The sequence below is a fragment of the Leclercia sp. AS011 genome (assembly GCF_037152535.1).
Lineage (GTDB): Bacteria > Pseudomonadota > Gammaproteobacteria > Enterobacterales > Enterobacteriaceae > Enterobacter.
Genome location: NZ_JBBCMA010000009.1, coordinates 18,731 through 31,499 on the forward strand (window position 1 = coordinate 18,731; position 12,769 = coordinate 31,499).

At 57.6% G+C, this 12,769-nt stretch carries 11 protein-coding genes; 6 read left to right on the forward strand and 5 right to left on the reverse strand.

Going from position 1 to position 12,769, the window contains the following annotated elements; all coding sequences use genetic code 11:
• Nucleotides 1-187: 187 nt before the first annotated feature.
• The 4 genes from WFO70_RS21255 (at nucleotide 188) to WFO70_RS21270 (ending at nucleotide 5,309) form a co-directional block, all read left to right on the forward strand.
• The gene (locus WFO70_RS21255) at nucleotides 188-994 is read left to right on the forward strand and encodes a dienelactone hydrolase family protein (RefSeq protein ID WP_337019118.1); all 807 of its coding nucleotides are present in this window, start codon (nucleotides 188-190) and stop codon (nucleotides 992-994) included.
• Between the two features lie 180 nt (nucleotides 995-1,174).
• Nucleotides 1,175-2,986: a beta-glucoside-specific PTS transporter subunit IIABC gene (locus tag WFO70_RS21260; protein ID WP_337019120.1), complete on the forward strand. Its 1,812-nt coding sequence runs from the start codon at nucleotides 1,175-1,177 to the stop codon at nucleotides 2,984-2,986.
• Entirely contained in the window at nucleotides 2,986-4,449 is a 1,464-nt protein-coding gene (locus tag WFO70_RS21265) for a glycoside hydrolase family 1 protein (protein ID WP_337019122.1), read from the forward strand. Before WFO70_RS21260 ends, WFO70_RS21265 begins: the two co-directional genes overlap by 1 nt.
• Before the next feature lie 23 nt (nucleotides 4,450-4,472).
• Nucleotides 4,473-5,309 (forward strand): PRD domain-containing protein, encoded by an 837-nt coding sequence (locus tag WFO70_RS21270; RefSeq protein WP_337019124.1) that lies wholly within the window; start codon nucleotides 4,473-4,475, stop codon nucleotides 5,307-5,309.
• A 41-nt stretch (nucleotides 5,310-5,350) separates the two neighbouring features.
• On the opposite strand, the gene metE is transcribed toward WFO70_RS21270, so the two are convergent.
• On the reverse strand, nucleotides 5,351-7,612 hold the full coding sequence (metE, locus tag WFO70_RS21275) for a 5-methyltetrahydropteroyltriglutamate--homocysteine S-methyltransferase (protein ID WP_337019126.1): 2,262 nt from the start codon (nucleotides 7,610-7,612) through the stop codon (nucleotides 5,351-5,353).
• A 115-nt stretch (nucleotides 7,613-7,727) separates the two neighbouring features.
• On the opposite strand from metE, the gene metR reads away from it, so the two are divergent.
• A complete protein-coding gene (metR, locus tag WFO70_RS21280; RefSeq protein ID WP_337019128.1) occupies nucleotides 7,728-8,681 on the forward strand; it encodes an HTH-type transcriptional regulator MetR in 954 nt (317 codons plus the stop codon).
• Here metR and WFO70_RS21285 read toward each other — a convergent pair.
• The 3 genes from WFO70_RS21285 to pldB all read right to left on the reverse strand — a co-directional run bounded on the left by WFO70_RS21285 (nucleotide 8,569) and on the right by pldB (nucleotide 11,372).
• Nucleotides 8,569-9,468, reverse strand: a complete 900-nt coding sequence (locus WFO70_RS21285; protein ID WP_337019130.1) for a carboxylate/amino acid/amine transporter — start codon at nucleotides 9,466-9,468, stop codon at nucleotides 8,569-8,571. The genes metR and WFO70_RS21285 overlap by 113 nt on opposite strands.
• A gap of 82 nt (nucleotides 9,469-9,550) precedes the next feature.
• Complete coding sequence (yigL, locus tag WFO70_RS21290) at nucleotides 9,551-10,351, reverse strand: sugar/pyridoxal phosphate phosphatase YigL (protein WP_337019132.1); 801 nt, start codon at nucleotides 10,349-10,351, stop codon at nucleotides 9,551-9,553.
• Nucleotides 10,352-10,376: 25 nt separating this feature from the next.
• Complete coding sequence (pldB, locus tag WFO70_RS21295; RefSeq protein ID WP_337019134.1) at nucleotides 10,377-11,372, reverse strand: lysophospholipase L2; 996 nt, start codon at nucleotides 11,370-11,372, stop codon at nucleotides 10,377-10,379.
• 109 nt (nucleotides 11,373-11,481) lie between these two features.
• Here pldB and rhtB point away from each other — a divergent pair, with 109 nt between their 5' ends.
• Nucleotides 11,482-12,102 carry a homoserine/homoserine lactone efflux protein gene (rhtB, locus tag WFO70_RS21300; RefSeq protein WP_337019136.1) on the forward strand — a complete coding sequence of 207 codons (621 nt, stop codon included), beginning with the start codon at nucleotides 11,482-11,484 and terminating at the stop codon, nucleotides 12,100-12,102.
• Here rhtB and rhtC read toward each other — a convergent pair.
• Entirely contained in the window at nucleotides 12,099-12,719 is a 621-nt protein-coding gene (gene rhtC / locus WFO70_RS21305) for a threonine export protein RhtC (RefSeq protein ID WP_337019138.1), read from the reverse strand. The genes rhtB and rhtC overlap by 4 nt on opposite strands.
• Nucleotides 12,720-12,769: the final 50 nt, after the last annotated feature.

Consider the following 12,769-nt stretch of genomic DNA (forward strand, 5'->3'; position numbering starts at 1 on the left):
CTTAGTTTCGTGACAGACATCACCATGAATAAAATTGATTGCAGTTAATTACCATGAAATAGTGATTAACATCACATTAACGAGTTATATCGTTATCTGTTGCACAAAAGATAGCCTGTTTCGGGCACTGTGGATTGTTAACCTGCGGACTATATTTACTTTTGCGCTAATTGGTACGGAGAATGCCATGACTGGAACATCTGGATTTGCCCCTGCTGCTGATCTGCAAGCCGCAACCGTTGTCACTACCCCCGACGAGGCGATTACCGCCGGGGAGACCTCCATTCCGACTCAGGGCGATAATATGCCCGCTTACCATGCCCGGCCCAAAAATGCGCAAGGGGCATTGCCGATCGTCATCGTGATTCAGGAAATTTTCGGCGTACATGAGCATATTCGCGATCTCTGTCGCCGCCTGGCGCTGGAAGGCTATCTGGCCGTCGCGCCTGAACTCTATTTCCGTCAGGGCGATCCGAATGATTACAGCGATATTCCCACCCTGTTCAGCAATCTGGTGAGTAAAGTACCGGATGCCCAGGTGCTGGCAGATCTTGACCACGTCGCCAACTGGGCGGCGCGCAACGGGGGCGATCCCCATCGTCTGCTGGCAACCGGCTTCTGCTGGGGCGGGCGAATCAGCTGGCTGTATGCCGCGCACAACCCGCAATTGAAAGCCGCCGTAGCGTGGTATGGCAAGCTGGTGGGCGAAAAGACGCTGAATTCACCGAAACATCCGGTGGATATTGCGACCGATTTGAACGCGCCCGTCCTCGGACTCTATGGCGCAGAAGATACCGGGATCCCGCTGGACACGGTAGAGACCATGCGCCATGCGCTACGTGCAGCGAACGCAACGGCGGAGATTGTGGTTTACCCGGGAGCCGGGCACGCCTTCAACGCCGATTATCGTCCAAGCTATCATGCGGAATCAGCCAAAGATGGCTGGCAGCGGATGCTGGCCTGGTTCCAGCAGTACGGCGCTAAAAAAGGTTAAGCGGCTCACACTTCGCTACGCAAAGTGAGGTGACTGTTTGACTTTTAAACACAATCTGGACGATATAAAAAGCACAGGCGTGTAACTACGATCCGTAGGCAAGACCTGAACCCCCTCTCCGTTTTCGAGCGGAGAGGGGGTTCAGGTCTTTTTTTTTGCTCTGGAGACAGGGGCCAGAACATGAACCACTTGCAAACAGCGCTGGAGATCATCGCCCAGGTCGGCGGTGCTGAGAATATCGAACATATCGAACACTGCTCCACCCGCTTGCGGCTGAGCCTGTACGACAATGGCAGGGTCAACGAAGCGGCGCTGGCAAAGGTCGACGGCGTGCTGGGCGTGCGCGTGAACGTGCAGTGCCAGGTGATTATTGGTCACGAGGTGGTGCAGGTCTTTGAGGCGGTGCGCTCGCTGGTGGGCTCCCCTCAGGCGGGCGGGCAACATACGCCTGCCAGAATCAGCCGTGGCGCGCAGGTTATCGATTTCGTCATCAGCGTTTTTCAGCCGCTGGTGCCTGCCATTGCCGGTGGCGGGGTTCTGAAATCGCTGCTGCTGTTGCTGGACGTGATGGGCTGGCTCAGCCGGGACAGTTCGACCTACAAGGTGCTGGATAATATCGGCTCCGCGCCGCTCTACTTCCTGCCGATCCTGGTGGCGATCACCACGGCAATGAAGCTGAAGGTGAACGTGCTGGTTGCCGTCTCGGCGGTCTCCGTGATGGTGCTACCCGCGATGACCAAACAGCTGGCCGACGGGACGGCGTTCATGTCTTTCGATCTGCGCAACGTGGCCTACGCCTCGCAGGTCTTTCCCGCCATTCTGTGCGTGCTCTTTTACGCCCAGACGGAGAAGCTGTTCAACCGCTACTCCCCCGGCGCGCTGCGTATTTTCCTCTCACCGATGCTCTCTCTGCTGGTGACGGTCCCGGTCACGCTGCTGATCCTCGGGCCGCTGGGTTACGAGCTGGGCGCCGGGCTGGCAACGGTAATTTTATGGCTCTATGGCAAACTCGGTTTTGTGGCAACGGGGCTGCTGGCCGCCGCCCTGCCCTTTATGGTGGCCGCCGGGATGCATAAACCGATGCTGCCCTACGCCGTAGCCTCCATGAGCCAGTTCGGGCGTGAGATGCTCTACCTGCCCGCGTCGCTGGCGCACAATATTGCCGAGTCCGGCGCATGTCTGGCGATTGCCCTCAAAAGCAAAGATAAGGTACTGAAATCCACCGCCTTCTCCGCCGGGATCTCCGCCCTGTTCGGCATTACCGAACCGGCGCTGTATGGCGTCACCCTGCTGAACAAAAAAGCGCTCTACAGTGTGATCCTCGGCAGCATTGTCGGCGGGGCCTTTATCGGCTGGATGGCGATTGAGGCCTTTGCCCTCGTCGGCCCGGGTCTTGCCAGCATCTCGATGTTTGTCTCCCCGGATAACCCGATGAACATCGTCTGGGCCTTTGCCGGGGCGGGATTATCCTTTGCCGTGGCCTTTATCAGCGCCCTGCTGCTGTGGCGTGATAAAGCGGCGGAAAACAGCGACGCGCTGAGCTTCACCCGCCCGGTGGAGGGACAGATTATCCCACTCGAGAAGGTTAACGATGACGTTTTCTCCCGCAAAATCATGGGCGACGGCATCGCGATTATCCCTTCCCAGGGCGTGCTGCGGGCCCCGGCGGATGGAACCATAGTCAATGTGTTTGACAGCGGCCATGCGCTGAGCCTGCTCACCGACGCGGGCGTCGAGCTGATTTTCCATATCGGCATAGACACCATCCGACTGCAGGGCGAAGGCTTCTCCCCGCGGGTGGTGGAGGGCCAGCATGTTAAAAGCGGTGACACGCTAATTGAATTTTCACTCGACACCATTACCGCCGCCGGGCTCGATCCGGTGGTGATGATGGTGGTCACTAACGGCGAACGCTTTTCGCTGACACCAGGTAATACCGACGATAAAAATCCAGACCCGCATATCATCATGACGCTTAAGGAGTCCGTGTAATGGAGAAATCCCTCCCGTTTCCGCAAGGTTTTTTATGGGGCGGCGCCATAGCCGCCAATCAGGCCGAAGGGGCATGGAATGTGGATGGCAAAGGGCCGTCCGTCGCAGACGCTATCACCTGGAAGCCCAACCTGTCCGTGAAGGATTACAGCGGCCATATGGCGCTGACGGACGAAAACATCCGCGACGCGTTTGAAGGTAAAAATGACGCGCTCTACCCGAAACGCCGCGGCATCGATTTTTATCACCATTATAAGGACGATATCGCCCTGTTTGCTGAGATGGGCTACACCGTGCTGCGGGTGTCCATCGCCTGGTCGCGTATCTTCCCGACCGGTGAGGACGCCGCGCCAAACGAGGCGGGACTGCAGTTTTATGAGGATATGTTCCGCGAGCTGCGCCGCCATAATATCGAGCCGCTGGTGACCCTCTCTCACTACGAAATGCCGCTGGCCCTGAGCGAAAAATATAACGGCTGGGTGCACCGCAACGTGGTGGACGCTTTTGTGCGCTTCAGCAATGTCTGTTTTGACCGCTACAAAGATCTGGTCCGCTACTGGCTGACGTTTAATGAGATCGACAGCATCCACCGTCACCCGTTTACCACGGCGGGCATCCGGGAAGAGAAAAGTCTGCCCGGCAAAGCGCAGCAGGACATTTATCAGGGGCTGCATCACCAGTTTGTCGCCTCGGCGCTGGTGACCCGCGACTGCCACGCCAAAATCCCGGGCAGCCAGGTCGGATGCATGCTGACCAAGCTCACCACCTATCCGCACAGCTGCCGTCCGGAAGATGTGGAAGCGACGCTGAAGAAGAATCTGGAGAACTACTTCTACGCCGATGTGCAGGTGTTTGGCGAATATCCGCCGCTGATCCTGCGCGATCTGGCGCGTCGGGACATCCAGATCGAAATGCAGGCCGAGGATCGGCACATTTTAAAAGATCATACCGTCGACTTCGTCTCCTTTAGCTACTACATGTCGATGACCGAATCGACTCAGCCGGACGTGGAGCGCATCCCGGGAAATACCGTTCTCGGCGTGAAAAACCCGTACCTGCCGACGTCCGAATGGGGCTGGCAGATCGATCCTGTCGGGCTGAAAATCTCCCTGCTGGAGCTGTACGACCGCTACCAGAAGCCGCTGTTTATCGTGGAGAACGGCCTCGGTGCGAAGGATGTGGTGGAAAACGGCGCGATCCACGACAGCTACCGCATTGACTACTTCCGCGCCCACTTCGAGCAAACTTTGGCAGCTATAAATGAAGGGGTAGATGTGATGGGATTTACCACCTGGGGATGCATCGACATTATCAGTGCGGGCACCTCGCAGATGTCCAAGCGCTACGGCTTTATCTATGTCGATCAGGACGATGAAGGCAACGGCACGCTGAAACGGCTGAAGAAAGACTCCTTCTGGTGGTACAAAAAAGTGATCGCCAGCAATGGCGCAGACATGAGCTAACCGGCCATGCCGCAGGAATAACCGTGATAACGATAAAAAAGTCGCTTAATAACAGCATGCTGCTGGTCGACAACGACCAGCGGGAGATGATTTTGTTCGGCAAGGGGATCGGCTTTGGTGCGAAACCCGGTACGAATATTGACCTTGCGCAGGTGGAAAAAGTGTTCCTGCCGCTGAGCGATCTTAAATCCCGCCATTTTTTATCCCTGACGGACACCATTCCTGCGGCGTTCTTCGACATTAGCCATGAAATTCTTATCCTCGCGCGCCGCCTGTGCGGGGATAAGCTCAATTCCGTGTTGCTTTTTACCCTTGCGGAGCATCTGCACTTTGCGGTGGAGCGCAGCCGCAGCGGGCAGAGGATCCTCAATAAGCTGAGCTGGGAAGTGAAGCGCTACTACCCCCAGGAGTACAGCGTGGGGTTGCAGGCTCGCGCCCAGGTTAATGAGAAGTTTGAGGTTGAGCTACCCGAAGAAGAGGCGGTAAACATCGCCTTTCACCTGATCAACGCCAGCAGCCAGGACAACGACAGCACCGCTCACCAGCAGGTTGAGCTGGTCAACCGCATCGCCGATATCGTGCGCTATAAGCTGGGCAGAACTATCGACACGCAGTCGGTTAACTACATGCGCTTTATCACCCATCTGCGTTATTTTGCCGAGCGGGTACTGGCCGGGAAAATCGCCCTCAGTGAGACCGAAGATTTTTATCAGGAGCTGATGCGCCACCGCCCGGACGCCATGACCGTGGCCTGGGCGATCCGCGACTACGTCCAGGATAAATATCAGCTCACCCTGCCGAAAGATGAGCTGACGTGGTTGAGCATCCATATTAGCCGGTTGATGGATGGGCAGGCATAAATTGCCCGGTGGCGGCTACGCCTTACCGGGCCTACAGGACATCATGCCTGACGCAAATTCTGCGCTGCCTTAACCATGTTCGCCAGCGCGGCGCGGGTCTCCGGCCAGCCGCGGGTTTTCAGGCCGCAGTCCGGGTTTACCCACAGGCGCTCGGCGGGGATACGCAGGGCCGCTTTTTTCAGCAGGGCTTCAATCCACTCCACACTCGGCACGTTCGGGGAGTGAATGTCGTATACGCCCGGCCCGATCTCGTTCGGGTAGTCGAACTCCTCAAACGACTCCAGCAGCTCCATATCTGAACGCGAGGTCTCGATGGTGATGACATCGGCGTCCAGCGCGGCAATTGAATCCATGATGTCGTTAAATTCGCAGTAACACATGTGGGTGTGGATCTGGGTGTCGTCCTTTGCGACCGCGGCGTTGATGCGGAAGGCTTCCACGCCCCACTGTAAATACGCATCCCAGTCGCTGCGGCGCAGCGGCAGGCCTTCGCGCAGAGCCGGTTCGTCAATCTGGATAATGCCGATCCCGGCAGCTTCGAGATCCGCCACTTCGTCACGCAATGCCAGCGCAATTTGCTTCGCGATGGTTTCACGGGTCACGTCTTCGCGCGGGAACGACCAGCAAAGAATCGTTACCGGACCGGTGAGCATCCCTTTCACCGGCTTGTCGGTCAGGGACTGGGCGTACTTCGCCCACTCGACGGTGATCGCTTCCGGGCGGCTGACGTCACCAATCACCACCGGTGGCTTCACGCAGCGGGAGCCGTAGCTTTGCACCCAGCCGTTCTGGGTAAAGACAAACCCGTCCAGGTGTTCACCAAAGTACTCCACCATGTCGTTACGCTCGGCTTCACCGTGTACCAGCACGTCGAGGCCTAAACGCTCCTGCTCCACAATCGCCTGCTTGATATGTTCGGCGATGCCGGTGCGGTAGTTGCCCGCATCCAGATTGCCCTTTTTGAAATCCAGACGCAGGCCGCGGATCTCGGTGGTCTGCGGGAAGGAACCAATGGTGGTGGTCGGCCACGCAGGCAGATTGAAGCGGGCGCGCTGGGCTTCGGCGCGCACCTCATACGGGCTCTGACGCTGGCTGTCCCGGGCGGTAATGGCGGCCAGACGTTTTTCCACCGCCGGATTATGGACGCGAGCCGAGTGACGACGGGCCTGAATCGGGGCGCTCCATTCGGCGATCGCCGCCGTGTCGCCGGTGTTCAGGGCATCGCGCAGCAGAGCCAGCTCTTCACATTTTTGCAGAGCAAAGGCAAACCAGCTTTTCACCTCCGCATCCAGCCGGGTTTCAACGCTCAAGTCGATCGGGCTGTGCAGCAGAGAGCAGGATGAGGCCACCCATAGCTCGCGAAGGCCGACGATATCTTTAATCTGTGCATATTTCTCGGTGAGATCGGCGCGCCAGACGTTACGCCCGTTCACCAGCCCGGCAGAGAGCAGCCAGCCTGACGGCAGGCGCTGGTGCAGCTCAGCCACGTCATCTTTACCGTGAACCAGATCCACGTGCAGGCCCTGAACCGGCAGCGCGGTAATGGTCTTCAGGTTCGGCGTCACGCCTTCGAAATAGGTGGTCAGCAACAGCTTCACCTGGCCCGCGAGGGCGTCATATGCCGGTTTGAAGGCATCCAGCCACGCCTGTGACAGCTCCAGCACCAGCGCCGGTTCGTCGATCTGCACCCACTCAACGCCGCGTTTTGCCAGTTCGCCCAACACCTGTTGGTACACCGGCAGGATGTCGTTAAGCAGGCTCAGGCGGTCAAACTGCTCGCCCTTCACTTTGCCCAGCCACAGGTAAGTGACCGGGCCCAGCAGAACGGGTTTGATCTTGTGCCCCATCGCCAGCGCTTCGTCCACCTCATCCAGCAGTTGGGTCCAGCTCAGTTTGAACTGCTGACCCTTTACGAACTCCGGCACCATGTAGTGGTAGTTAGTGTTGAACCATTTCGTCATTTCAGCCGCTGCCGCAGGCTCACCGGTGGGTGCACGGCCACGGCCAATGCGGAACAGGGTGTCGATATCCACCGATCCATCTTTGTTCTGATGACGAGCCGGCACGTTGCCAAGCAGCAGGCTGGTGGTCAGAACATGGTCGTACCAGGCGAAATCGCCCACCGGGAGCAGATCAATGCCTGCCTGCTTCTGCTGATCCCAGTGACGGGCGCGCAGTTCGCGACCTACCGCCAGCAGTTCGTCACGAGTGGTGTTACCCGCCCAGTAGCTCTCTTGTGCTTTTTTCAGTTCGCGACGAAGGCCGACGCGCGGGAAACCGAGGGTGTGGTTAATGATTGTCATGGTATGCCCCTTGTGAAATTCGTTATTTAGCCGTCCAGATGTTTACACATCTATAATTGGCAGGTACTGTATATTCCTCAAGCGCATAATGTTCATGGCGAAGTGAAGGACTTTCATGATCGAGATAAAACACCTGAAAACGCTCCAGGCGTTGCGAAATAGCGGTTCGCTTGCGGCGGCGGCGGCCACGCTGCACCAGACGCAATCCGCCCTTTCTCACCAGTTCAGCGATCTGGAACAACGCCTTGGCTTCCGTCTGTTCGTGCGTAAGAGCCAGCCGCTGCGCTTTACGCCGCAGGGGGAGATCCTGCTACAGCTGGCCAATCAGGTGCTGCCGCAGATCGCCAGCGCATTGCAGGCCTGCCATGAGCCGCAGCAGACCAGACTGCGTATCGCCATTGAGTGTCACAGCTGTATTCAGTGGTTGACCCCAGCGCTTGAGAATTTCCGCCAGAAGTGGCCGCAGGTGGAGATGGACTTTAAATCCGGTGTGACCTTTGATCCGCAGCCGTCCCTGGTGCAGGGCGAGCTGGACCTGGTGATGACCTCAGACATTCTGCCGCGTAGCGGTCTGCACTATTCGCCGATGTTTGATTTCGAAGTGCGGCTGGTGCTGGCACCGGATCATCCCCTGGCCGCGAAAACGCGCATCACGCCGGAAGATCTGGCAACCGAAACGCTGCTGATCTACCCGGTGCAGCGCAGTCGTCTGGATATCTGGCGTCACTTCCTGCAGCCGGCAGGCATCAGCCCGCAGCTGAAAAGCGTGGATAACACCCTGCTGTTGATTCAGATGGTGGCGGCCAGAATGGGCATCGCAGCCCTGCCGCACTGGGTGGTGGAGAGTTTTGAACGCCAGGGTCTGGTAGTGACCAAAACCCTGGGCGATGGACTGTGGAGCCGGTTGTACTCTGCCGTGCGCGATGGCGAGCAGCGTCAACCGGTTACCGAGGCCTTTATTCGCTCAGCGCGGAATCACGCTTGCGATCATCTGCCGTTTGTCCGGAGCGCGGAGCGACCCAACGGCGATGTACCCACAGTGAAGCCAGGATCACCGTTCCCCCAATAATGAAGCTCGGCCAGTGCGGTTGCTCCTGCCAGATGGCGAGGTTCACCAGCAGGCCCGCAGGGACGTGGACGTTGTTCATGATCCCCAGCGTCCCGGCGTCCACCTGCGTGGCGCCGTAGTTCCACATGAAGTAGCCCAGCCCGGATGCCACTACCCCCAGCCAGATCAGCACGCCCCATTGCAGCGTGGTGGTCGGCAGCTTCTGCGGATTACCCAGCATAAACCACGCCGCTACGGCAACGATCGCCGCCCCCATATAGAACCAGGCAAAGGCGTTGTGCTGCGGCATCGGGCGAGTTTCCATCAGGCGTTTATAGCCCACCATGCCGATCGCAAAGCTGATATTGGCGAGCTGAACGAACATCAGCCCGGTCCAGAAGTGATCGCTCACTTTGTCGTAGCGAATGATCGCCGCGCCCACCACCGCCAGCGCGGCGCTCAGCAGATAGCCCCAGCGCAAACGGCGTTTGCTCAGCAGATCGTAAATCAGCGTGATATAGAGCGGCGTCAGTACGGTAAACAGCAGGAATTCCGATACCGACAGATAGACGTAAGCCCGGAAGCTGAACAGGTACATGATGCCAAGCTGCATCGCGCCCACCAGCATATAGAGCAGAATGGTTTTCAGCGTTTGCCCGCGCGTGCGCAGGAACGGCAGGAACACCAGCGCCGCCAGCCCGACGCGCATCAGCACCGAGAAGTAGCTGTCGACGTGTCCGGCAAGGTATTCACCGATCAGGCTAAAGGAGAAGGCCCACAGGATAGTGGTGATGATGAGTAGCGCCACAATGCTTGTCTCTTTGAAAGATGGACAAGCATTGTAGCGAACTCCTCGGTTGACAACTGAACGTTAAACAACCAAATGAAGATTATTCAAGGAACAGCTTACGCAGGTATTTTGGCACCGCGTTGTCGCCGTTGGTGCCAATCACTTCCAGCTCCGGGTGCAGGTCTTTCAGGCGTTGGTGGGCGTTTTCCATGATGCAGCCTTTACCCGCCATGGAGAGCATTTCGGCATCGTTCATGCCGTCACCAAAGGCGATGCAGTCCTGCAGATTAAAGCCCAGACGTTTGGCCACTGCCTCCAGGGCATGGCCCTTGGAGACGCCGCCCGCCATCACTTCCAGACAGGTGAGCGTGGAGAAGCTGACGTTCACCCGGTCGCCCCAGCGGGCATTAATCGCCTGCTCCAGCGGCAGCAGCGCTTCGTGACTGTCGGTGGTGAAGAACACCTTGCTGATGCCTTCCGGCTCCAGCAGGCCCGGTTCATACAGGGAGTAGTTAAAGACCGCCTCTTTAAAGAAGCGCATCTCGTCCGGGCGGTGACGGTTCATAAACCATTCATCATCGCGATAGACGTTGGTGATGATATCGGGGTTGTTATGCATGATACCGAACAGATCGGTGGCGATGTCGCGATCGAGGTTGTGGGTGAAGATCAGATTCCCGTCCAGATCGTGCACCCGGGCACCGTTGGAGGTGATCATGTAGGATTTGATCTCCAGATTATCGCGGATCTGCCCCACATCAACGTGGTGGCGGCCGGTGGCGAAGACAAAATTTACGCCACGGGTAGTCAGGAGTTTTAAGGTCTCTTTCGCGTAAGGCGATAAAGTGTGGTCGGGAGAGAGCAGCGTGCCATCTAAATCAGACGCGACAACCTGGTACATAGGAAAATTTAACCTCTGGTGAATATCAGTTATGCCTGTCGAAAAAGTCGACGATGGCGTTGAGTGCGACTGAGCGCATGGCGTCCTTTTCGAAAAGGATCTCATGGTACGCGCCGTTTATGACCAGCGGTTTATCCCCTTCACAAGGGTGACCGGCTGCGGCTCGCAGTTCACAGAAGCGGTCGTGCATGCGGTTATCCACTACCCGCTCCTCTTCTGCCTGAAGGATAAGCGTGGGGGTATCGTCCTTGCTGGCGCCTGCCAGGGCTTCTTCACCTGCCAGGATACCTTCACGCACCCAATGGTAGGTAGGCCCGCCGACGCGTAAACGCGGTTCATCAGCATAAAAGCGCAAATTACGGCGATAACGCTGCCGACTGTGGGTTAACACGTTAATGGCAAACGGCAGGGCGCGCCAGCGCCCGGTGCCGATGGCATAGCCTTCGCGAATGCGCTGATGGCCCTCAGCCCAGTCGAGAATATGACGTACCATCCAGTCCGGGAAACGCATGACGATGCCAAACATCGGGGCGCTTAGGGCAATGGCATCACACTGGTGTTGCGGGTGGCGCTGTAAAAACAGCGTGGCGATTGCGCCGCCCATCGAGTGCCCCAGAATAAACCGTTTTCGCCACCGACCGGGCTGCACTTCCTGCTGCCAGAAGGTGGCAAAATCATCGACGTAATCGCTGAACTGGCTCACATGGCCGCGGTGGGTGTCGGACAACATCCGCCCGGAGCGGCCCTGCCCACGATGGTCGATAATCAGCACGTCATAACCCAGCCGGAAGAGATCGTAGGCCAGCTCGGCATACTTAACGTAACTTTCGATCCGACCAGGGCAGATGACGATTACCGAATCATGAGCTTCGGCCTGGAAACGCACAAAGCGGACAGGAACATCATCGACGCCTGTGAACCCGCCTTCCTCGCGCTGGCGCCAGAAATCGGTCAACGGCCCCATGGAGAAAGCAGCAAAAGCCTTTTCTCGCGTTTCCCAGTCCCTATTCTGCTGAAACATCGGGTTTACACCCCTGTAAGCCAAGGAATATCGTTTTTTTGTGACGGGTCGTAAAATGACGCAACATTAGCGTATTGTGGCATAAAAATAGACGATTCGGGAGCTTCAAATGACCTTCGAGTGGTGGTTCGCTTACCTGCTGACATCCATCATCCTCAGCCTTTCACCGGGATCCGGGGCCATTAACACCATGACCACCGCCATGAACCACGGCTATCGCGGCGCGGCGGCATCGATTGCCGGATTGCAGACCGGGCTGGTTATTCACATCGTACTGGTCGGCATTGGGCTGGGCACGCTCTTCTCCCGCTCGGTGCTGGCCTTTGAAGTGCTGAAGTGGGCCGGTGCGGCCTATCTTATCTGGCTGGGGATCCAGCAGTGGCGCGCTGCGGGTGCACTGGATCTGAATACGCTCGCCCAGACCCAGAGCCGGGGTCGCCTGTTTAAGCGCGCGGTCTTTGTGAACCTCACCAACCCGAAAAGCATCGTCTTTCTGGCCGCCCTGTTTCCGCAGTTTATCGTGCCGCATCAGCCCCAGATCATGCAGTACGTGGTGCTCGGGGTGACCACCATTGTGGTGGATATTATTGTGATGATTGGCTATGCGACGCTGGCAACGCGGATTGCGACATGGATTAAAGGGCCTCGTCAGATGAAGGCCCTGAATAAAGTGTTCGGTTCGCTGTTTATGCTGGTGGGTGCGCTGCTGGCGTCAGCAAGGCACGCTTAACGCGACAGGATCAGATGGATGCCGAAGCCGGCGAATAACGCGCCGGCCACGCCATCAATCCACTTGGCCAGACGCTGATAGCCACGACGCATCGACGGAAGCGCAAACAGGCTCGCCACCACCGTGAACCAGGCGAAAGTTTCCACCACGATCAGCAGGAAAATGCCCCAGCGCGCCCCGGCCCCGACCTCTTCACCGACGAACAGTGAAAATACCGAGCCGAAATAGATAATCGCTTTCGGATTGGCGAGGTTGGTCAGCAGCCCTTTAATAAAGCTACGCCCGCTGGCCGCCAGCTCCATTTTTGGCTCAGGCGCCTCGCGGTCCTCTTTCTTAAACGCCCCACGCAGCATCTGATAGCCCATCCAGCACAGATACAGACCGCCGCCGACCATAATGATGTTGTGCAGCCACGCCATTTTTTCGAGGATCAGATTCAGGCCCAGCAGCGCTACCGCAGCCCACACCATAACGCCAAGGGTAATACCCAGCACGCCCATCATCGCCTCTTTGCGGGAGCGGCTCACCGCCGTTTGGGAGACGAAGAAAAAGTCAGGGCCAGGGCTCATCAGCGCCACAATATGCACCAGCGCCACGGTCAGAAACAGGGTTAACATAATTAACTCGCGGGGGAATAGTTCAGGGAGTCATCATCCTGGCACTTTTT